The organism is Cupriavidus basilensis, assembly GCF_000876015.1.
GTDB lineage: Bacteria > Pseudomonadota > Gammaproteobacteria > Burkholderiales > Burkholderiaceae > Cupriavidus > Cupriavidus basilensis_B.
Genome location: NZ_BBQM01000022.1, coordinates 149969 through 171547, shown reverse-complemented (window position 1 = coordinate 171547; position 21579 = coordinate 149969). Strand labels below are relative to the sequence as shown.

The 21579-nt window shown below is 69.2% G+C and carries 19 protein-coding genes; 6 read left to right on the top strand and 13 right to left on the bottom strand.

All coding sequences use genetic code 11. The annotated features are described in order from the left end of the window. Positions 1-51: 51 nt before the first annotated feature. Complete coding sequence (gene recG / locus KF708C_RS24155; RefSeq protein ID WP_059413525.1) at positions 52-2241, bottom strand: ATP-dependent DNA helicase RecG; 2190 nt, start codon at positions 2239-2241, stop codon at positions 52-54. A gap of 226 nt (positions 2242-2467) precedes the next feature. Here recG and queA point away from each other — a divergent pair, with 226 nt between their 5' ends. The 5 genes from queA to secF all read left to right on the top strand — a co-directional run bounded on the left by queA (position 2468) and on the right by secF (position 8447). Beyond that, the gene (queA, locus tag KF708C_RS24150; RefSeq protein ID WP_059413524.1) at positions 2468-3517 is read left to right on the top strand and encodes a tRNA preQ1(34) S-adenosylmethionine ribosyltransferase-isomerase QueA; all 1050 of its coding nucleotides are present in this window, start codon (positions 2468-2470) and stop codon (positions 3515-3517) included. Positions 3518-3558: 41 nt separating this feature from the next. After that, on the top strand, positions 3559-4689 hold the full coding sequence (tgt, locus tag KF708C_RS24145; RefSeq protein ID WP_020204143.1) for a tRNA guanosine(34) transglycosylase Tgt: 1131 nt from the start codon (positions 3559-3561) through the stop codon (positions 4687-4689). 219 nt (positions 4690-4908) lie between these two features. Next, the gene (gene yajC / locus KF708C_RS24140; protein WP_020204142.1) at positions 4909-5238 is read left to right on the top strand and encodes a preprotein translocase subunit YajC; all 330 of its coding nucleotides are present in this window, start codon (positions 4909-4911) and stop codon (positions 5236-5238) included. Positions 5239-5511: 273 nt separating this feature from the next. Further along, complete coding sequence (gene secD / locus KF708C_RS24135) at positions 5512-7383, top strand: protein translocase subunit SecD (protein ID WP_059413523.1); 1872 nt, start codon at positions 5512-5514, stop codon at positions 7381-7383. A gap of 92 nt (positions 7384-7475) precedes the next feature. After that, on the top strand, positions 7476-8447 hold the full coding sequence (gene secF, locus KF708C_RS24130; RefSeq protein ID WP_020204140.1) for a protein translocase subunit SecF: 972 nt from the start codon (positions 7476-7478) through the stop codon (positions 8445-8447). A 198-nt stretch (positions 8448-8645) separates the two neighbouring features. On the opposite strand, the gene KF708C_RS24125 is transcribed toward secF, so the two are convergent. The 8 genes from KF708C_RS24125 to purB all read right to left on the bottom strand — a co-directional run bounded on the left by KF708C_RS24125 (position 8646) and on the right by purB (position 17508). Further along, positions 8646-9653: a response regulator gene (locus KF708C_RS24125; protein ID WP_059413522.1), complete on the bottom strand. Its 1008-nt coding sequence runs from the start codon at positions 9651-9653 to the stop codon at positions 8646-8648. Then, positions 9650-10783 carry a hybrid sensor histidine kinase/response regulator gene (locus tag KF708C_RS24120; RefSeq protein ID WP_020204138.1) on the bottom strand — a complete coding sequence of 378 codons (1134 nt, stop codon included), beginning with the start codon at positions 10781-10783 and terminating at the stop codon, positions 9650-9652. Before KF708C_RS24120 ends, KF708C_RS24125 begins: the two co-directional genes overlap by 4 nt. 7 nt (positions 10784-10790) lie before the next feature. Then, entirely contained in the window at positions 10791-12122 is a 1332-nt protein-coding gene (locus KF708C_RS24115) for a sensor histidine kinase (RefSeq protein ID WP_020204137.1), read from the bottom strand. A 46-nt stretch (positions 12123-12168) separates the two neighbouring features. Continuing rightward, positions 12169-13566 carry a class I SAM-dependent methyltransferase gene (locus KF708C_RS24110; RefSeq protein ID WP_029043845.1) on the bottom strand — a complete coding sequence of 466 codons (1398 nt, stop codon included), beginning with the start codon at positions 13564-13566 and terminating at the stop codon, positions 12169-12171. A gap of 437 nt (positions 13567-14003) precedes the next feature. After that, positions 14004-14594 carry a YceI family protein gene (locus KF708C_RS24105; protein WP_059413521.1) on the bottom strand — a complete coding sequence of 197 codons (591 nt, stop codon included), beginning with the start codon at positions 14592-14594 and terminating at the stop codon, positions 14004-14006. Positions 14595-14659: 65 nt separating this feature from the next. Beyond that, positions 14660-15232 (bottom strand): YceI family protein, encoded by a 573-nt coding sequence (locus KF708C_RS24100; protein WP_020204134.1) that lies wholly within the window; start codon positions 15230-15232, stop codon positions 14660-14662. Between the two features lie 71 nt (positions 15233-15303). Continuing rightward, entirely contained in the window at positions 15304-15894 is a 591-nt protein-coding gene (locus tag KF708C_RS24095; RefSeq protein WP_059413520.1) for a cytochrome b, read from the bottom strand. A gap of 228 nt (positions 15895-16122) precedes the next feature. Further along, positions 16123-17508 carry an adenylosuccinate lyase gene (purB, locus tag KF708C_RS24090; protein ID WP_020204132.1) on the bottom strand — a complete coding sequence of 462 codons (1386 nt, stop codon included), beginning with the start codon at positions 17506-17508 and terminating at the stop codon, positions 16123-16125. Positions 17509-17888: 380 nt separating this feature from the next. Here purB and KF708C_RS24085 point away from each other — a divergent pair, with 380 nt between their 5' ends. Next, positions 17889-18503, top strand: coding sequence for a glutathione S-transferase family protein (locus tag KF708C_RS24085; protein WP_020204131.1), 615 nt, complete (start codon positions 17889-17891; stop codon positions 18501-18503). Between the two features lie 48 nt (positions 18504-18551). On the opposite strand, the gene mnmA is transcribed toward KF708C_RS24085, so the two are convergent. The 4 genes from mnmA to KF708C_RS24065 all read right to left on the bottom strand — a co-directional run bounded on the left by mnmA (position 18552) and on the right by KF708C_RS24065 (position 21572). Beyond that, the gene (mnmA, locus tag KF708C_RS24080; RefSeq protein ID WP_059413519.1) at positions 18552-19643 is read right to left on the bottom strand and encodes a tRNA 2-thiouridine(34) synthase MnmA; all 1092 of its coding nucleotides are present in this window, start codon (positions 19641-19643) and stop codon (positions 18552-18554) included. Then, entirely contained in the window at positions 19640-20143 is a 504-nt protein-coding gene (locus tag KF708C_RS24075) for an NUDIX hydrolase (RefSeq protein WP_052165935.1), read from the bottom strand. Before KF708C_RS24075 ends, mnmA begins: the two co-directional genes overlap by 4 nt. 90 nt (positions 20144-20233) lie before the next feature. Then, a complete protein-coding gene (locus tag KF708C_RS24070; RefSeq protein WP_059413518.1) occupies positions 20234-21172 on the bottom strand; it encodes a 4-hydroxy-tetrahydrodipicolinate synthase family protein in 939 nt (312 codons plus the stop codon). Then, positions 21159-21572 (bottom strand): hypothetical protein, encoded by a 414-nt coding sequence (locus tag KF708C_RS24065; protein ID WP_231586566.1) that lies wholly within the window; start codon positions 21570-21572, stop codon positions 21159-21161. The genes KF708C_RS24070 and KF708C_RS24065 overlap by 14 nt, the downstream gene beginning before the upstream one ends. Positions 21573-21579 lie beyond the last annotated feature (7 nt).

The window sequence follows — 21579 nt, the reverse complement described above, 5'->3', positions numbered from 1 at the left end:
TATGTGACCATTGAGCGTCTTCGGTGCCGCCGGACGCCCCGGTCCCCGGGGTCAGGCCTTGAGGAAATGCTCGCGCCCGCCGAGCCAGCGCAGCAGGTGCGCGTCCACCGCCTCGGGGTAATGCGCCAGCATCAGCTCGGCGGCTTCCTGGGCGTAGTCGACCAGCCAGGCGTCGGTTTCCAGGTCGGCGAAGCGCAGCATCGCCTCGCCGGACTGGCGCGCGCCGAGGAATTCGCCGGGGCCGCGGATCTGCAGGTCGCGCCGGGCGATCTCGAAGCCGTCGGTGGTCTCGCGCATGGTGGCCAGGCGTTCCTTCGCGGTGGGCGACAGCGGCGCCTGGTACATCAGCAGGCAGACCGATTCGGCGCTGCCGCGCCCGACCCGGCCGCGCAGCTGGTGCAGCTGGGCCAGGCCGAAGCGCTCGGCATGCTCGATCACCATCAGCGAGGCATTGGGCACGTCCACGCCGACCTCGATCACCGTGGTGGCGACCAGCACCTGCAGGCGGTTGGCGATGAAGTCGCCCATCACCGCGGCCTTCTCGGCCGGCGGCAGGCGGCCGTGCACGAGGCCCACCTTGAGCTCGGGCAGCGCCGCCACCAGGGTTTCGTAGGTTTCCACCGCGGTCTGCAGCTGCAGCGCCTCGCTTTCCTCGATCAGCGGGCAGACCCAGTAGATCTGGCGGCCGTCGGCGGCGGCGTGGTGCACGCGCTCGATCACCTCGTCGCGGCGCGCGTCGTTGACCAGCCGCGTGACCACCGGGCTGCGCCCGGGCGGCAGCTCGTCGATCACGGAGACGTCGAGATCGGCGTAGTAGGTCATGGCCAGCGTGCGCGGGATCGGCGTGGCCGACATCATCAGCTGGTGCGGCACGGTCTCGGCGCGCGCGGCCGGCGCGGCCTCGCCGGCGTCCGCCTCGGCCTTGCCGCGCAGCGCCAGGCGCTGGGCCACGCCGAAGCGGTGCTGCTCGTCCACCACCGACAGGCCCAGCCGGGCGAACTTCACGCTGTCCTGGATCAGCGCGTGGGTGCCGATGACCAGCCGGGCCTCGCCCGACTCCACCCGCGCCGCGGCCTCGCGCTTGGCGCGCGCCTTGAGGCTGCCGGCCAGCCACACCACCGTCACGCCGAGCGGCTCCAGCCACGCCGAGAGCTTGCGGAAGTGCTGCTCGGCCAGGATCTCGGTGGGCGCCATCAGCGCGGCCTGGTAGCCGGCGTCGATGGCCTGGCAGGCGGCCAGCGCGGCGACGATGGTCTTGCCGCTGCCGACGTCGCCCTGCAGCAGGCGGTGCATCGGGTGCGGCGCGCCCATGTCGGCGGCGATCTCCTCCACCACGCGCTGCTGCGCGCCGGTGAGCCGGAACGGCAGCGCGTCGAGGAAGGCGCCGAGCAGGCCGCCGGCGCGGCGCGGCATGGGCGGCGCGCTCTTGTCGCGGCGCGCGGCCTGCGAGCGCTTGAGCGAAAGCTGCTGGGCCAGCAGCTCGTCGAACTTGATGCGCTGCCAGGCCGGGTGCGAGCGCTCAGTCAGCGCGTGCTCGTCCACCTCCTGCGGCGGCGCGTGCAGCAGGCGCAGGCATTCCGGCAGCGGCCGCAGCCTGAGCGGCGCCAGCGGGCCCTGCAGCACCGGCTGCGGCAGCGTCTCGGGCAGCGGCGTGCGCCCCAGCGCGCCGCCGATGGCCTTGCGCAGGTAGGCCTGCGGGATGCCGGCGGTGCTCGGGTAGACCGGCGTGAGGCGGTCCGGCAGCGCCTCGCCGGGCGCCACCGCGCGCACCGTGGGATGGACCATCTCGGCGCCGAAGAAGCCGCCGCGCACCTCGCCGCGCACGCGCAGGCTGGCGCCTTCGGCCATCTGCTGGGCCTGGTTGCCGTAGAAATTGAGGAAGCGCAGCGTCAGCTCGCCGCTGTCGTCGGCGATCTTCACCACCATCTGGCGGCGCGGGCGGAACGTGACCTCGTTGGACGTGACCACGCCCTCGACCTGCGCCGTCAGGCCCAGCCCGGCGCGCCGGATCGCCTCGGCGATCGGCAGCAGCGTGGTCTCGTCCTCGTAGCGCATCGGCAGGTGCAGCACGAGGTCGACGTCGCGCCGCAGGCCGAGCTTGTGCAGGCGCGCCATCGCCGAGGACGGCTTGCCGGCCGCGCCCTTGGCCGCCCCGGCCTTGCCCGGCCGCCCCGGCTTGCCCGCGGCGGGCGCGGGGCTGTCGGTGGTTTCCTGGGTCGGGTCGGGAGCGGTTCCTGGCATCGGGCGGGCTTGGGGGTGGCGAAAGGAAGGCGGCGGCAGGCCGGTCCGGGTTGGCGCCGGCGGCGTCGGGCGCGCAAGGCGCCGCAACCGGCCGGCAAATAGGCGATATCATGCGCGCCCGGGCGGCGCTGCCGCCCCAAGCCTTACAATATCGGATTCGCCGATTGTACCTATGCCGGCCGCGCCACTGCGCGGCCCGCCGCCGTTTTTGCCCGCTTTTGCCCCCATGACGCTGACGTTGTCCGATTTCGATTTCCCGCTGCCGCCCGAACTGATCGCGCAGACCGCCTTGCCCGACCGCGGCGCCAGCCGGCTGCTGGTGGTGGAAACCGACGCGCAGACCGGCACCACGCGCATGGCGGACCGCGGCTTCGCCGACGTGGTCGACTACCTGCGCCCGTCGGACCTGCTGGTGTTCAACGACACGCGCGTGATCAAGGCGCGCTTCTTCGGCCACAAGGGCAGCGGCGGCAAGGTCGAGGTGCTGGTCGAGCGCGTGCTGGACACGCATACCGTGCTGGCCCAGGTGCGCGCGTCCAAGACCCCGCCCGAGGGCAGCCGGCTGCGCCTCGCGGATGCCTTCGACGTCACCGTGGGCCCGCGCGTGGACCAGTTCTTCACGCTGCGCTTCCCCGCGCCGGCGCTGGACCTGATCGAGCAGTACGGCCGCCTGCCGCTGCCGCCCTACATCACCCACGACCCGGACGCCTACGACGAGACGCGCTACCAGACCGTCTACGCGCGCGCGCCCGGCGCGGTGGCCGCGCCCACCGCCGGCCTGCATTTCGACGAAGCGCTGTTCGCGCGGCTCGACGCGCTCGGCGTGCGGCGCGGCTTCCTGACCCTGCACGTGGGCGCCGGCACCTTCCAGCCGGTGCGCACCGAGAACCTGGCCGAGCACAAGATGCACGCCGAGTGGTACGAGATCTCCGCAGACCTGGCCCGGGCCGTGCGCGAGACCCGCGCCGCCGGCGGGCGCGTGATCGCGGTCGGCACCACCTCGCTGCGCGCGCTGGAATCGGCCGGCGCGGCCGACGGCACGCTGGCCGCGGGCCGGGGCGATACCGACATCTTCATCACGCCCGGCTACCGTTTCCGCGTGGTCGACGCGCTCATCACCAACTTCCACCTGCCCAAGTCGACGCTGCTGATGCTGGTCTCGGCGCTGGCCGGCGTGGAGCCCATCCGCGCCGCCTACCGCCACGCGGTGGCGCAGCGCTACCGCTTCTTCAGCTACGGCGACGCCATGCTCCTGACCCGCCAGCCGCAGCCCTGAGCGCGCCGCGCCAGCCCGACCCCGCATCCAGGATATTCGCCATGCTCGACTTCGAACTGCTCACCACCGACGGCAACGCCCGCCGCGGCCGCGTCACCCTCAACCACGGCGTGGTCGAGACCCCGATCTTCATGCCGGTCGGCACCTACGGCTCGGTCAAGGCGATGTCGCCGCTCGAACTCAACGAAATCGGCTCGCAGATCATCCTCGGCAATACCTTCCACCTGTGGCTGCGCCCGGGGCTGGAGGTGGTGGAGAGCCACGGCGGCCTGCACCGCTTCATGGGCTGGGACAAGCCGATCCTGACCGATTCGGGCGGCTTCCAGGTGTTTTCGCTGGGCGCGCTGCGCAAGATCACCGAGGACGGCGTGACCTTCGCCTCGCCGGTCAACGGCGACAAGCTGTTCCTCTCGCCCGAGATCTCGATGCAGATCCAGCGCACGCTGAACTCCGACATCGTGATGCAGTTCGACGAATGCACGCCCTACGAGATCGAGGGCCGCCCGGCCACGCGCGAGGAGGCGGCCGCGTCGATGCGCATGAGCCTGCGCTGGGCCCGGCGCTCGATCGACGAGTTCAACCGCCTGGCCAACCCCAACGCGCTGTTCGGCATCGTCCAGGGCGGCATGTTCGAGGATCTGCGCGACGAGTCGCTGGCGGGCCTGTCCGAGCTCGACTTCCACGGCTACGCCATCGGCGGGCTGTCGGTGGGCGAGCCCAAGGAAGACATGATGCGGGTGCTCGAGCATGTGGCGCCGCGCCTGCCCGCGCACAAGCCGCATTACCTGATGGGCGTGGGCACGCCCGAGGACCTGGTGGCCGGCGTGGCCGCCGGCGTGGACATGTTCGACTGCGTGATGCCGACCCGCAACGCCCGCAACGGCTGGCTGTTCACGCGCTTCGGCGACGTCAAGATCAAGAACGCCGTGCACCGCAACGACACGCGCCCCCTGGACGAGAGCTGCGGCTGCTATACCTGCCGCAACTTCTCGCGCGCCTACCTGCACCACCTGCACCGCGTCGGCGAAATCCTCGGCGCGCGCCTGAACACCATCCACAACCTGCACTACTACCTGCAGCTGATGGCCGAGATGCGCGAGGCCATCGGACAGCACCGCTTCACGGCGTTCCGCGCGCGCTTCGCCGCGGACCGTGCGCGCGGGGTGCAATAGGCGCCACTTTCCACGCCGGCCGGCGCGCCGGCGCGGCCGCCGGAACTTTCCGCCACGCGCCGGTCGAACAGCCGGGTCCGGCGCGCCCCGGGGCGGCGCGCAAGGGGCCCCGAACAAACCCGTAAATCCCCGCAAATGCCCGGATCGGACATGGAAGGCGATTGCAAGCGGGTGGTAGAATGACCGACTAACTGACTGACTTTGTGACGGAGAAGCGACGTGCTGATTTCTAACGCATTTGCCCAGACCGCCGGCATCACCGGCGGCGCGGCGGGTGGCCTGATGAGTTTCCTGCCCATCATCCTGATGTTCGCGGTATTGTGGTTCATCATGATCCGCCCGCAGATGAAGCGCCAGAAGGAATCGAAGGCAATGCTGGAAGCGCTGGCCAAGAACGACGAAGTCGTCACCGCCGGCGGCATCCTGGGCCGCGTGACCAAGGTGAACGAGCAGTACGTGACCCTCGAGATCGCGGCCGGCACCGAAATCACGGTGCAGAAAAACGCCGTGACCACGGTGCTGCCCAAGGGCTCGCTGAAGGCCCTCTGAGCATGGCGCCGCGGGTGGCGCGCCACATGCGCGACGTCCCGCGGTCCGCTGCAGCCGCTGCTCTTGCTGCCGCTTTTACTGTTTTTTCGCCGGCTTTTTCGCCCTTCCCGGCACGCCATTAGCGCGCGTGCCCCTGCAGCCGCCTGATCCAGCCCGGGTTGTCCGTGGATGCCAGGCGGCTGTTTGCCAACCGGTGCGGGTGCCCGACCTCCCGCCGACCACACCGTCCGACGGTATGCCCGGCCCCGCCAACCGCAGAACGACTGGCCAAAGATGAATCGTTATCCGCTTTGGAAATACCTCGTGATCCTGGTGGCGCTGGCCATCGGCATCATCTACACGCTGCCGAACTTCTTCGGCGAGGCGCCCGCCGTGCAGGTCTCCTCGGCCAAGGCCACGGTCAAGGTCGACCTGGCCACGCAGAAGCAGGTCGAGCAGGTGCTGGCGCAGAACAGCCTGCAGCCCGACGGCATGTTCTTCGACGTCAACGGCCAGACCGGCTCGGTCAAGGCGCGCTTTCGCACCACCGACGAGCAGCTCAAGGCCAAGGACGTGCTGACGCGCGCGCTCAACCCCGACCCCAATGACGCCACCTACGTGGTCGCGCTCAACCTGCTGTCGGGCTCGCCGCGCTGGCTGACCGCGCTGCACGCGCTGCCGATGTACCTGGGCCTGGACCTGCGCGGCGGCGTGCACTTCCTGCTGCAGGTGGACATGAAGGGCGCGGTCGACAAGAAGCTCGACAGCCTGGCCGGCGACGCGCGCACGCTGCTGCGCGACAAGGGCATCCGCCACGGCGGCATCGACCGCGACGGCGAGCGCCTGACGGTGCGCTTCAACAACGCCGAGGACGCCGGCAAGGCGCGCGGCATCCTCGCCGACAGCCTGCGCGAGCTGGCCTTCGCGGCCGACGGCAACAACCTCACCGGCGTGTTCACCGACGCCGCCCGCCGGGCGGTGCAGGACGCGGCGGTCAAGCAGAACATCACCACGCTGCACAACCGCGTGAACGAGCTCGGCGTGGCCGAGCCGGTGATCCAGCAGCAGGGCTCGGACCGCATCGTGGTCCAGTTGCCGGGCGTGCAGGACACCGCCAAGGCCAAGGACATCATCGGCCGCACCGCCACGCTGGAGGCGCGCCTGGCCGATCCGGAAGCGCCGCGCAACCCGCGCCCGGGCGACCCGATCCCGTTCGGCAGCGAACTGTTCACGCAGGGCAACGGCGCCCCGGTGGTGCTCAAGAAGCAGGTCATCTTCACCGGCGACCGCATCGAAAGCGCCTCGGCCGGCTTCGACCAGAACCAGCGCCCCTCGGTCAACATCAAGCTCGACGCCCAGGGCGGGCGCGTGCTGCGCGACGTCTCGCGCGAGAACATCGGCAAGCCGATGGGCATCGTGCTGTTCGAGAAGGGCAAGGGCGAAGTGCTGACGGTGGCGACCATCCAGTCCGAGCTGGGCTCGAGCTTCCAGATCACCGGCTCGTACTCCACCGAGGCCGCCAACGACCTGGCGCTGCTGCTGCGCGCCGGCTCGCTGGCCGCGCCGATGGAAATCATCGAGGAACGCACCATCGGCCCGTCGCTGGGCGCCGACAACATCCAGAAGGGCTTCGACTCGGTGGCCTACGGCTTCAGCGCCATCGCCGTCTTCATGGTGCTGTACTACATGCTGTTCGGCGTGTTCTCGGTGGCCGCGCTGGCCATCAACCTGCTGCTGCTGGTGGCGGTGCTGTCGATGCTGCAGGCCACGCTGACGCTGCCGGGCATCGCCGCCATCGCGCTGGTGCTGGGCATGGCCATCGACGCCAACGTGCTGATCAACGAGCGCATCCGCGAGGAACTGCGCGCGGGCGCCTCGCCGCAGATGGCCATCGCCACCGGCTTCGACCGCGCCTGGGCCACCATCCTCGACTCCAACGTGACCACGCTGATCGCCGGCCTGGCGCTGCTGGCCTTCGGCTCGGGCCCGGTGCGCGGCTTCGCGGTGGTGCACTGCCTGGGCATCCTGACCTCGATGTTCTCGGCGGTGTTCTTCAACCGCGGCCTGGTCAACCTCTGGTACGGCCGCAAGAAGAAGCTGCAGGGCGTGGCGATCGGCCAGATCTGGAAGCCGGGTTCGGACAACCAGGGCACCGTCGCCAAGTAGGCATCGGGACAGCACAAGGCCGCCGCGCCGGGCGCGGCGGCCAAACAGCATAAGCACGGCGGCAAGGGCCGCCGTACAGAACAGGATTCAACATGGAATTCTTCCGCATCCGGCGCGACATTCCGTTCATGAAGCACGCGTTGGTCTTCAACGTGATTTCCTTCCTGACGTTTGCCGCGGCCGTATTCTTCCTCTGGCACAAGGGCCTGCACCTGTCGATCGAGTTCACCGGCGGCACGGTGATGGAGGTCAACTACCAGCAGACCGCCGATCTCGAGAAGATCCGCGGCCAGGTCGGCAAGCTCGGCTACAGCGATGTGCAGGTGCAGAACTTCGGCACCTCGCGCGACGTGATGATCCGCCTGCCGATCCAGAAGGGCGCGGACGGCAAGCCCGTCACCTCGGCCCAGCAGAGCGAGCAGGTCATGGGCGCGCTGCAGGCCGCCACGCCCGACGTCAAGCTCCAGCGCGTCGAGTTCGTCGGCCCGCAGGTGGGCAAGGAGCTGGCCACCGACGGCCTGCTGGCGCTGCTGTGCGTGGTGGCCGGCATCGTGATCTACCTGTCGTTCCGCTTCGAATGGAAGTTCGCGGTGGCCGGCGTGATCGCCAACCTGCACGACGTGGTGATCATCCTCGGCTTCTTCGCCTTCTTCCAGTGGGAATTCTCGCTGTCGGTGCTGGCGGCGATCCTGGCGGTGCTCGGCTACTCGGTCAACGAATCGGTGGTGATCTTCGACCGGATCCGCGAGAACTTCCGCAAGTACCGCAAGATGACCACGCACGAGATCATCGACAACGCGATCACCAGCACCATCTCGCGCACCATCATCACCCACGGCTCGACCGAAATGATGGTGCTGTCGATGTTCTTCTTCGGCGGCCCCACGCTGCACTACTTCGCGCTGGCGCTGACCGTCGGCATCCTGTTCGGCATCTACTCGTCGGTGTTCGTCGCCGCGGCGCTGGCCATGTGGCTGGGCGTCAAGCGCGAGGACCTAGTCAAGGGCGACAAGAAGCCGGGCGAGATCGACCGCAACGACCCGAACTACGGCGCGCAGGCCTGACCGGACTGACGCCGCAATGAAAATGGGCACCTTCGGGTGCCCATTTTCGTTTGTCTTGCCGATGCGCTGCGCGCCGCCGCTTGCCGAAGGTTTGCGCCCCTCTCCCGCGCAGCGGGAGAGGGAGGACACCTTACCTGGGCTAGCTCTGGCGGCGTGGGCCCGTTCTGGCGGCTTCGTTCATTGCCCCGGGGTTGCCGATCAGAACTGCTCGATCCACACCGCCAGGCGGTCCGCCGGGAATTCCACGCTGCGCTCGGCCGCGCGGAAGACGATGACATCGCCTTCGCGCGTGGCCTTGAGCGCGCCGCCGGCCTCGTCGAGCCACAGCAGGCCGGCCAGCCAGGCCGCGTGCTGCGCCGAGACGTCCTGCTTGACCGGCTCGCCGAGGTATTCGGCCAGCGCCGCCGGGCGGGTCCAGACCAGCGCGTCGCCGTCGCGGCGCACCGTGGCGGCGCCCTCGCCTTCGGCCAGCACCTCGGCCAGCATCGCCACCGCGTCGCCCGCGCCGCGGCCCGCGTAGCGCGCGCGCAGCGCGGCGAGCTGCGCCGCCACCGCGTGGCCGAAGCCGCCGCCGCGCTTGCTCTCCGCCGCCACGAGGTCGGCGTAGTCCATCAGCAGCCAGTCCGGCTCGGGGTTCTGCACGCCGGCCAGCGCGGCCGAGGCCAGGTAGGTCTCCACCGGCTGGAAGCGCTCCGGCGCGCTCAGGCTGGCGGCCAGCGCGCGCACCAGCCCGACGCGCGTGGCGATGGTCTGCTTCTGCAGCACGCTCAGCTTCTCGCGCACGAGCTGATCGCGCTCCTTGCGCAGGCCGGCCATCTCCAGCGCCTGCTTGAGCTCCATGCGCAGCGCGGTGATGTCCCACGGCTTCTTGATGTAGCGGTGGATCTGGCCTTCGTTGACGGCCGCGACGGTATGCTCGATCTCCGAGTAGGCGGTGGTCAGGATGCGCACGATGTGCGGGTAGCGCTCGCGCGCGTAGCGCAGCAGCTCGTTGCCGTACTCGCCCGGCATGCGCTGGTCGGAAACCAGCACGGCGAGGCTGTCGGCGTGAGCATCGAGCAGCGCCTTGCCCTCTTCGACGGAGCCGCCTGTCACCACTGGCGCCAGGGCGCCGATGGCACGCTGGAAATACTTGACCGCCGTGGCTTCGTCATCGACGAACAGAATCGCCGGTGAAAGTGCCTGCGTGGCATTCGGTTCGTTCATCGATCACTCCTATGCATTCGACTCTTGGTATTGGGGAAATCCAGCGTGACGGTGGTGCCCGCGCCGGCCATTGACTCGATCCGGATGCCGCCACCGAAAGACTGCATCACACGGTTGCAGAAAATCATGCCCAGGCCGTTGCCGCCGGTGCTGGCGTGAGTCGTGACCGGGTCCACCAGCAGGCGTCCCATCACTTCCGGCGGAATGCCCGGGCCGTTGTCGCAGATGCGGATCGCCGCCTCGGGCTCGGTCGCCACCACGAAGCGCAGCGAGGGGGCGGCCACGCCGTCGAGCGCGCGCAGCGCGTTGGACAGCAGCGACGACAGCACCAGCGCCACGCAGTTGGGCAGCGTGCGCACGGCGAAATCGTCCTGCATCTCGACCGCCACCCAGCCGCGCTGCTGCCCCGCGAACGGGTAGGTGTCGAGCAGCGCGGCGATCAGCCCGCCGGCGGTCACTTCGCGGCTGGCGCCGGCCTGCGTGCTGGGCCGGCTGCCGGTGCTGCGCACCGACTGCAGGAACGACGAGATCACCGCCAGGCAATACTGCGCGTTGTCGTGCATCGCGCTGGCCGCCTGGCCGATTTCGCCCTGGCGCTGCGGATTGTATTCCGCCGCGATCCGGCTTTCGATGCCGCGCGCGAAATTGGCGATCGCGGCCAGCGGCGTGTTGAGCTCGTGCGCGAGGAAGGCCAGCGTCTCGTCGATGGCCATCAGGCGCTGGTGGCGCATCGAGCGCTCGCGGTAGCGCTCCGCCGCCATGCGCAGCGCGTCGCGCACCTGGCCTAGCCCGAGCGGCTTTTCCAGGATGCGGAACACCTCGCCGGTGTTGACCGTCTGCAGCAGCATGTCCTTGTCGGCGTAGGCCGTCACCAGCACGCGCACGATCTGCGGGTACTCGAGCGCGATCTGGCGCAGCAGGTCGCCGCCGTCGCGGCCCGGCATGCGGAAGTCCGTCACCAGCACCGCCACGCGCGCGCCCTCGCGGCGCAGGATGCCGACCGCCTCGTCCGCGCCGCCGGCCACCAGCACCTCGTACTCCGCGCCGACCGCGCGGGCGAAGTACTTGCATGCCATCTCCTCGTCGTCGACGTAGAGCACGGTAAGCCGGGGTTGCCTGGCGTCGCTCATGGCGTCCTCAGTCGGCGCGCGGCAGGTCGAAGCTGAACGAGGCCCACTGGCCCTGCTCGCTCTCGGCGAACAGCACGCCGCCGTGGCGCTCGATCACCGCATAGCTGATGGACAGGCCGAGGCCGAGGCCCTGGCCGACTTCGCGCGTGGTGAAGAACGGCTCGAACACGCGCGCGAGGTTCTCGGGCGCGATGCCGGGGCCGTTGTCCTTCACGGTCACGTGCAGGCGGCGCTCGACCCACTTCACGGTGGTGTGGATCGCCGGGTTCTGCGTGCCGGCCTTGCGCATGGCCAGCGCGGCGTTGGAGAACAGGTTGATCAGCACGCCGATCACGGCGGCCTCGTCGCCCAGCACCAGCGTGTCGGCGGGCAGCTCGCGCGTGACCGCGACGCCGCGCAGCTCGTGCGCAGTGAGGCGAATGGACGAGTCCAGCGCCTTCTCGAACAGGAACGGCGTGCCCTCGGCCTCGGCGCCCGGCTTGCGGTAGGCGAAGGTCTTGAGGTCCGAGACGATATGCTGGATGCGCTGCATGCCCTGCTTGGCGTCGACCAGGCATTCCTGCAGCATCGGCTCGTTCTTGGCCACCGGCTCCTCCATCGCCACCTCGATCGCCATCAGGCAGAAGTTCACCGGGTTGTTGACCTCGTGCAGCAGGCCCGCGGCCAGCGTGCCGATGGCGGCCATCTTTTCCTGCTGCAGCATCTGGCCCTTGATGTCGACCAGCTTGCGGTTGATGACTTCCAGCTCGGCGTTCTTCTGCGCCACCTCGGCCTTGAGGCGGAACAGCATGAAGCGCGCGCGCTCGTTGAAGAAGGTGTAGACCGCGCTGGCCGCCGCGGCGAACAGCAGGAACAGCGAATTGACGATGAAGGTGCCGACCGGCTCGATCCCGCCGGGATGGAACAGGCAGGCCAGCAAGTAGAACAGGTAGGAGAGCAGGCCGAACACCAGGTTCTGCCACAGGCCGAACGGCAGCGCGATGCCGGAGGCGAAGATGGCCAGGTTCAGCCCCACGTAGTACGGCGACTCCACCCCGTCGGTGTGCCAGATCATCCACGAGATCATGATCTGCGGCAGCAGCAGCCACGACAGCGTCAGCCACGGCGCGAAGCGCCGCCCGGCCGAGCTGTACAGCACCACGACGATGCCGGCGATCAGCAGCGACACCAGCACCCGCGCCACCGCGAACGGCGCCTGCAGCTGCGGGTACTGGCCGTAGTCCAGTCCCACGCCGAGCAGCACCAGCACGATGGCGGTATAGGCGCCGCCGCGGCTGAAGGCCAGGCGGAAGTCCGCCAGCTCGGTCTGGTAACCCGCGTAAAGTTGATTGGTGCTCATGGCTGGGCCGGCTGCTGGTGTGTCGCTGGTATGGCGGAACGGGGGTTCAGGATATGGTCGCTTCCGCGAACACGTTGACGCCGGTCTGGTCGACGTAGAGTCTGTGCCCGCTCGACTGTTCGGGCAGCAGCATACTCATCCTGGCCTCGTCGCGGTAGATCAGGTACCACTCCAGCAGGTGTTCCATGCCGAATTTCTCGGGATTGGCCGAATGGACGTTGGTCACCAGCAACTGTCCGCCGGGCCGCGTGCGCGCGGCGAAATAGCTGAGCAGGCGCGCGCACACCTTGTCCGAGAGATAGTCGAACAGGCCGGCGCAGTACACCGCGTCGAACTCGCGCAGGCTGGCGTCGTCGGGCGCGATCTTGCGCTTGAGCAGCTCGTGCACCGACTGGTGCACCATCTCCACCGCCACCTTGTCCTTGTGGCCGGCCGCGGCGGCCGAGCGCTCGATCGAGGCCTTGGTATAGGCCAGCGTCTCCTCGCTGAAGTCGACCAGCTGGAACGACAGCAGCTCGGGCTGCGGATACTCGCGCACGAAACGCTGGATCTCGAAGGCCGGCCCGCAGCCCACGTTGAGCACGCGGAACGGGCGCCCGGCCGCGCGCGCGGCGTCGGCCTGGCGCGACAGGAAATCGACCAGCAGGTCGATGCGGTTGCGGTGGGCGGTGGCCACGGCGGCCTTGAGGAAGGCCGTGTTGACGATCTGGAAGTAGGTGGTCGGGCCCTGCTGCGGATCGCTCAGGATCTGGTTGACCATCTCGTAGTCGCCGGCATAGCCGAGCGGCTTGGTGAAGGTGCGGTAGACGAACGGCGCGCGCAGCAGCAGCGGGTGCAGCGCGGACTGCGCGTAGGTGCGGTGCACCGGCGCGATCTCCGCGTCGACCTGCTCGGCCTCGCCTTCCAGGCGGTCCAGGTAGGTCTTGGTCTTGAGCATGATCGGCGTGGCCAGCTCGTAGAACACGTCCTCGCGCAGCCGCCCGTCGACCTTGGGCAGGTTCTCGGTCAGGTCCACCTGCTCGACCCAGCGCGAGACTTCGGACAGGAACGCGCGCATCTCGTTGACCACGATCTGGTAGTCGCGCCGGATGTTGAAGCGCGCGTCCCAGTCGTTGATGAACAACTGCGCTTCGCGGCCGACCGACTTGGGCTCGTTGGTGAGGTCGCTCAGCTCGCGCCATTCGTCGATGAGCGTGAGGGAGACCACCGCGGTGAGGCCGGTGTTCACCAGGCTCATCACCACCGCCTTGCCCAGGTAGGCGTTCTTGCTGCCCATGCGCACACTCAGCTCGCTCAGCACCTCGCTGACCTGAACGATCGAGTACGGGTTGTAGATTTCCATCACCAGAGATTTTCTCTGGAGATTGATAATTGTGCCCCGCACCTGCTCGCCCTGCGAGTTGCGGAAGCTGACCACCGGATCGATTTGCGTTTGGGAGTACACGGTATGGCGCCAGAGAAATCCGAGAAACGCTGCCGGCCGGCCAGTCCTTGCCTGACTTGGCCGGGTACAGCTCGTACGGCGAGGGGATCGCTGCGATCGCTATGCTAGGCCGGCATCAAGGGGTACTGCTGGGATACATGTCGGTAATCGGTTGCGGGCATGGGCGTCCTCGTCTGATGGCAGGCACGCACGCGACTACACCCTGGTGACTGTGAGCGGGAAATGGCTGAACCGAGCGGAATCGTCGACTGGATGAGACTGTAACTGATTCCTAACGATTCATTGTACTGTGGCCGCCAGGTGCGGACAACATAACGCGGCGGCGCCGCGCGCGGTGTCCGCCGCGCCGGGCCGCGCCAACGAAAAAAGGGCCGGGGATCGCTCCCCGGCCCTTGCCGTGCCGCGTGCCGGGGGCGCCGCCCCGGCATGCCGCGCGTTCAGTCCACCTTCACGCCTTCGACCTGGATGGCCAGCTTGACCTGGGGCTTGAAGCCCATCTTCACGCCGTAGTCGATGCCGAAGTCGGCGCGGTTGAGAGTGCCGACGGCGTCGGCGCCGCAGGCTTCGCGCTTGAGCATCGGGTGCTGGATGCACTTGAACTCGCGGATCTCCAGCTTGACCGGCTTGGACACGCCGTGCAGCGTCAGCACGCCGTCGACCTCGGTCGGCACGTCGCCGTTGAACTTGGAGAACTTGCCCTTGTAGGAGGCGTCCGGGAAGGCATCGACGTCGAACATGTCCGGGCCCTTGACGTGCTGGTTCAGCTTGGCGTTGCCGAAGTCGACCGAGGCGGGATCGATCTTGACGTCGAGCGAGCCGGTCTTGGCCGCGCGATCCAGCGTCACCGTGCCGCTCGACTTGTCGAACTTGCCGCGCCAGACGGACAGGCCGCCCAGGTGGTCGGCCTCGAAGCTCGGGTAGGTATGGGTCGGATCGAGGTTGTAGGTCACCGAGTTGGCGGAGGCCACGCCGAACGCGGCGCTGGCGGTGATGGCCGCGGCGGCGGCGAGGATGGTACGCAGTTTCATGAGTTCTCCGGCGGAAAAATGGAACGGACAGCGATAAAACGAGAATGGCAGCGGGCGCGGCGCGCTCACTTCCTGGCCAAGGTCACGATGTGGAACTTGATCTGGACGTCGTCGGCGACCACGGAAGTGTCCTTCCATTCGCCGTCGCCGATGTTGAACGCGGTGCGCTTGATCGGCAGCACGCCGTCGAACACCTGGCTGGCGGCGTCCTGGCGGTAGGTCGCGGGCACCACCACGTCCACGGTCTTGCCCTTGATGGTGAGCTTGCCCGCCACCTCGAACTTGCCGGCGGCGCCGGCCTTGATGCTGGTGGACTGGAACACCGCCTTGGGGTACTTGGCCGCGTCGAACCACTCGCCGCCCTTGACCTCCTTGGTGGTCTCGGCGTCGCCGATCTCGAAGCTGGCGACGTCGATCTCGACCTTGGCCGAGGAAGTGGCCAGCTTGGCCGGGTCGAACGAGACGGCGGCGTCGAACTTCTTGAACTTGCCTTCCATCGGCACGCCGATCTGGCGGGCGGTGGCGGTGACCGAGCTCTTGCCGGCGTCGACCTGGGCCCAGGCGAGATTGGCGGCGATACCGGCGCTGGCCAGCGTAGCGGCCATCAGGAGCGCGCTCGGGCGGGGAATGCGTTTCATCAAAAACTCCTGTCGCTGAGAGGGCCTGCGCCCTCGGGGTCGGATATTCCGCTGATTCCGGCGGTTGCGGATTACTTCAGGAACGGCAGCATGCGGGCCAGCGTGCCGTCGCGCTCGATGAACTGGTGCTTGATCGCCGCGGCCGCATGGATTACGACGATGGCGGCCATCAGGTAGTTCAGCCAGATGTGCGTCTGCTTGAGGATCTCCTTGAGCACGTCGTCCGGCCCGATCAGCGACGGCAGCGGCACGATGCCCAGGTAGACCACCGGCACGCCGGCGGCGCAGCTATACAGGTAGCCGGTCACGGGCACCACCAGGATCAGCACGTACAGCAGCATGTGGGCGCCGTGCGCGGCGGCGGCCTGCCAGGCCGGCGTGCCGGCGGCCGGCGCCGGCGCGCGGTGGGTGGCGCGCCACAGCACGCGCAGCACGGCGACGGCGAACACCGTCACGCCCAGCCACTTGTGCCACGAGAACAGCTTGAGCTTGAGCATCGACAGGCCCGGAATGCCGGTCATGTAAAGGCCGAGCGCGAAGGCGGCGAAGATCATCAGCGCGATGATCCAGTGCAGGCCGATCGCGGTCGCGCCGTAGCCGGCGGCGGACGATTGTGGCGAGGCAGCCCCGGCGCGCGCGCCGGTCTTGACTTGCGAATGCATGGGAGACCCCTGCCCGTGACGGGCGTTTCATCGACTTCTGCAAAAAGACAACGGCGGCGGACGGGCCGCCCGCCGTTGAATTCTCGCATTATTGTGCGGCGGGCAGCCCAGCGAACGGTCTGAAATTCATGGATTCATTCAAACCATTTGAAGTGACATTCCGCCGCGCCCGCCGCCGGACGAAAAAAAACCACCCCGCGGGGTGGTTTTTCGTGGCGCCGGGCCGCGTCAGGAAGCCGAAACCGACTCGGCCAGGCTGATGGCGCGCCCGATGTAGCTGGCCGGGGTCATTTCCAGCAGCAGCTGCTTGGCGTCGTCGGGAATCGCCAGGCCGCCGATGAAGGTCCGCAGCGCCTCGCGCGAGATGCCCTTGCCGCGCGTGAGCTCCTTGAGCTGTTCGTACGGATTGGGCACGCCGAAGCGGCGCATCACGGTCTGCACCGGCTCGGCCAGCACTTCCCAGCAGTTGTCGAGGTCTTCGTGCAGGCGCTCGGGGTTGGTTTCGAGCTTGCCCAGGCCGCGCAGGCAGGCCTCGTAGGCCAGCAGGCTGTAGCCCAGCGCCACGCCCATGTTGCGCAGCACGGTGGAGTCGGTCAGGTCGCGCTGCCAGCGCGACAGCGGCAGCTTCTCCGACAGGTGGCGCAGCACCGCGTTGCCCAGGCCCAGGTTGCCCTCCGAGTTCTCGAAGTCGATCGGGTTGACCTTGTGCGGCATGGTCGACGAGCCGATCTCGCCGGCCTTGGTCTTCTGCTTGAAGTAGCCCACCGAGATGTAGCCCCACACGTCGCGGTTCAGGTCGATCAGGATGGTGTTGGCGCGCGCGATGGCGTCGAACAGCTCGGCCATGTAGTCGTGCGGCTCGATCTGGATGGTGTACGGGTTGAAGGTCAGGCCCAGGCGCGACTCGATCACCTGCTTCGAGAACGCCTCCCAGTCGAACGACGGGTAGGCCGACAGGTGCGCGTTGTAGTTGCCCACCGCGCCGTTCATCTTGCCCAGCAGCTCCACGCGCTGGATGCGCTCGATGGCGCGGCCCAGGCGCGCCGCCACGTTGGCCATTTCCTTGCCCAGCGTGGTCGGGCTGGCCGGCTGGCCGTGCGTGCGCGACAGCATCGGCTGGCGCGCGTTGGCGCGCGCCAGCTCCACCAGGCGCGCGTGCACGCGCTGCAGCGCCGGCACCACCACCACGTCGCGCGCGCCCTTGAGCATCATGCCGTGCGAGGTGTTGTTGATGTCTTCCGAGGTGCAGGCGAAGTGGATGAACTCGCTGGCGGCTTCCAGCTCGGCGTTGCCCTTGACCTGCTCCTTGAGCCAGTACTCGACGGCCTTGACGTCATGGTTGGTGACGGCCTCGATTTCCTTGATGCGCGCGGCGTGCGCCTCGGTGAAGTTGTCCACCAGCGCCAGCAGCGCGGCCTCGGACGCCGGCGAGAACTTCGGCATGTCGGGCAGGCCGGCCTGCGACAGCGCGATCAGCCAGTGCACCTCCACCTTGACGCGGTTGCGCATGAAGGCGGCTTCCGAGAGCCACTCGCGCAGCGCGTCGGCCTTGGAGGCATAGCGGCCGTCGATGGGAGACAGGGCGGTGAGCGGGGAGAGCGAGGACGTGGACATGCTGGAAGACCGGAAGGAAGGGAAAGGACGGCGGCCTGCCGCGATCTGGCGTCGAGAGCGCCCGTCAACAGATCGAAAGAGACCAATCAGGCGCGCCAACCGACCGGCGGCGCGGTGGAAAGCGGGCATTTTACCATCGTGGCAGCCGTTCTGTGGCCGCCGCCGCGGGCATGGCGCGCCCGCGCGTATCGGCACCACGACACCGGCGCGGCGTTGGCGTGCCGCCGCCACGTGCCGGGCACGTGGCACGGGTATACTCCCGCTCGCCAATCCACTAGCCTGTTATGAAGTGCATCGGGCATGCCGGCCGGACGCCCCCGCGCGCGGCCCGTCGTGCCAGAGAGCGCCGATGCACTTCATAACAAGCTCGAGGGGAGTCCATGAAGCTGTATGCATCGCAGACCAGTCCTTACGCGCGCAAGGTGCGCGTGGTGATGGCGGAAAAGAAGATCGACTACCAGATGGTGGAAGTGGATGTGTGGTCGCCCGACACCACCATCAGCCAGTTCAACCCGCTCGGCAAGGTGCCGTGCCTGGTGATGGAAGACGGCGGCGCGATCTTCGACTCGCGCGTGATCGTCGAGTACGTCGACACGCTCACGCCGGTCAGCCGGCTGATCCCGCAGGGCGCCCGCGAGCGCGTGGAAGTGCGCTGCTGGGAAGCGCTCGCCGACGGCCTGCTCGACGCCGCGCTGCTGGCGCGCCTGGAGCACACCCAGCGCGAGCCCGCCCAGCGCAGCGAGCGCTGGGTCAGGCGCCAGCTCGGCAAGATCGACTCGGCGGTGACGGCCATCGCCGACGGCCTGGCCGACCGCCCGTGGTGCTGCGACAACCACTACTCGCTGGCCGACGTGGCGGTGGGCTGCGCGCTGTCGTACCTGGACTTCCGCTTCGCGGACATCCCCTGGCGCGAGCGCCACCCGCGCCTGGCGGCCTACCAGGACAAGCTGGCCAAGCGCCAGTCGTTCATCGACACCGAGCCGCCGCGCGCCTAGGCGCGCGAGCCGCCGGGGCATGCACGGCGCCCCGGGCCGCGCGCCGCGCTACCGGATGATGCCGCCGCCCAGGCAGACATCGCCCTGGTACAGCACGGCCGACTGGCCCGGCGTCACCGCCCACTGCGGCTCGGCGAACGCCAGCCGCAGCGCGTCGCCGGCCAGCGCGGCCACCACGCACGGCGCGTCGCTCTGCCGGTAGCGCGTCTTGGCCGACAGCGCCGTGCCCGCCGCCGGGCCCTCGCCCGCCACCCACGACAGGTCGGCGGCGTCGAGCACCGGCGTCAGCAGCCACGGATGGTCGTGGCCCTGCACCACGTACAGCGTATTGCTCGCCATGTCCTTGCGCGCCACGTACCAGGCGTCGCCGCTGCCTTCGCGGCTGCCGCCCAGGCCGATGCCCTTGCGCTGGCCCAGCGTGTAGAACGCCAGGCCGATGTGCTGGCCGACTTCCCTGCCGTCGGGCGTCTTCATCGGCCCCGGGCTGGTCGGCAGGTAGCGGTTGAGGAAATCGCGGAACGGCCGCTCGCCGATGAAGCAGATGCCGGTGGAATCCTTCTTCTTCGCGTTGGGCAGGCCGATCTCGGCGGCGATCTCGCGCACGCGCGTCTTGGGCATCTCGCCGAGCGGGAACAGCGTGCGCGACAGCTGCGCCTGGTTCAGCCGGTGCAGGAAGTAGCTCTGGTCCTTGGTGTGGTCGAACGCCTTGAGCAGCTCGAAGCGGCCGCTCTGCGCCTGCCGCACGCGCGCATAGTGGCCGGTGGCGATGGTGTCCGCGCCCAGCGACATGGCATGGTCGAGGAAGGCCTTGAACTTGATCTCGGCGTTGCACAGCACGTCGGGATTGGGGGTGCGGCCGGCCGAATACTCGCGCAGGAAATCGGCGAACACGCGGTCCTTGTACTCGGCGGCGAAGTTGACCGCCTCCACGTCCACGCCGATCAGGTCGGCCACCGAGACCACGTCGAGCCAGTCCTGCCGGGTCGAGCAGTATTCGCCGTCGTCGTCGTCCTCCCAGTTCTTCATGAACAGGCCGATCACCTCGTAGCCCTGCTGCTTGAGCAGCCACGCGGTCACGGAGGAATCCACCCCGCCCGACATGCCGACCACCACGCGCTTGCCGCTTGTGCCGCCGCTCATGCCAGGCTCCCGCCGCCCTGCACCGAGACATGGGTGTAGAGCGCGTCGAGCGCGAAGCGCTTGCCCGCCAGGTAGTCCTCGATGCACGCCAGCAGCAGCGGCGTGCGGTGGCGCTCCGGGCACGCGCGGATCTCGTCCGCGCTCATCCACACGGTGCGCACGATGCCCACGTCGAGCTGGCGCCCGGCGTCGAGCGCGCCCAGCTCGCCGGTGAAGGCGAAGCGCACGTAGGTGATGTCGCCGCCGGGCCGCGTGGCGCTGCCGGCCGACGCGGCGCGGGCCATGTAGCAGCCCAGCAGCGCGCGCGGCTCGAAGGTGTGCGCGGTCTCCTCCAGCGTTTCGCGGATGACCGCGTGCACCAGGCTCTCGCCGGGATCGAGGTGGCCGGCGGGCTGGTTCAGCCGCAGGCCGGCGGGCGTTTCTTCTTCCACCAGCAGGAAACGGCCGCCGCGTTCGATGACCGCGGCGACGGTGACGCTGGCTTTCCAGTCGTGTGACATGATGCACAAAATTTAGGCAATCCGGCATTCTACCGGTTGCCGCCCTTTCGTGCACCGGCGCCGGGCGCGTCCGGCGCGCCCGGCCGCGCTTCAGGCCGGCAGCAAAGTGCCTTCCAGGTCCCGCGCCGACGGCAGCAGGCCGATCGCCTGCTCGAGCCGCGCGCACAGCGCCCGGCTGGCCGGCATCAGCGGCCGGCGCACCTCGGCGCCGGCCAGCCCGCACAGGGCCAGCGCCGCCTTGACCGGGCCCGGATTGGGCTCGGAGAACAGCAGCGCGATCAAGGGCGCCAGGTGCGCGAACAGCGCGCGCGCGGCCTCGTGCCGGCCCGCCTCGGCCAGCCGCGCCAGCCGCACGAACAGGTCGGGGCGGATGTGCGCGCTGGCCGGCACCACGCCGTCGCCGCCGGCCAGCAGGTGGCCGAGCATCGCCTCGTCCTCGCCGCAGAACACCGACAGCGCCTCGCAGCCGGCCAGCGCGCGCAGCCCGGCCGCGTCGCACTCCTTGACCGCCACGATGCGCGGATGCGCGGCCAGGCGCCGCACCAGCGCCGGCGACAGCGCGCAGCCGGTGCGGCGCGGCACGTTGTAGAGCATCAGCGGGCGCCAGGTGGCCTGCGCCACGCATTCGAAATGCCAGGCGATGCCGTCGTCGCCGGGGCGCAGGTAGTACGGTGGCGGCACCAGGTAGCCGGCCAGGTCGAAGCGGTCGAGCTGGCGCACCTGCGCGCACACCGCGCGGGTATCCACGCCGCCCACGCCGGCCATCACCGGCAGCGCGCCGTTGACCGCCTCCAGCACCGCGGCGGTAAACATCAGCCGCTCCGCCGGCGAGAGCAGGCCGCCCTCGCCCGTGGTGCCGAGGATGACGAGGCCGTCCATGCCGCTGGCCGCGTAGTGCGCGGCCAGGCGCTGGGCGCACGCCAGGTCCGGCTCGCCGCCCTTGAGCGGCGTCACCATCGGCAGCCACAGCCCGCTGCCGCCCGGCCGGCGCAGGCCGCTCGCCGGCGCCGCGGGCTCAGTGCGCGGCATGGTCTTGCCCCAGCGGCGTGGTCACGCCGAACTCGGCGGCCGGCAGCGCCGTCATGATGGCGTGCATGGCGGCGTCGCGGCCGCCGCGCTCGACTTCCACGTGCACCGTGGTCTCGCCGTGGCGGTGGTCCACCTCGACCACGTAGATGCGCACCAGCTTGCCGATCGCGGCATGCAGCGACTGGCGTAGCGCGAAGACCTGGCTGGATGCCACCGCCAGGCGCAGGCGGATCCAGGCGCACGCCGTGTCGGCGGCGGGCCGCGTGGGCAAGATGGAAGGCGCGGCGCCGCGCGCCGCTTCGGCATGGGCGGCGTGGGCGGCACGGACTGTGCGGGCACTGGCGCCGGCACGGCGGCGCGGCACGGAAACGAAGGCCACGGCAAGACTCGACTGTCGCATGAGGACG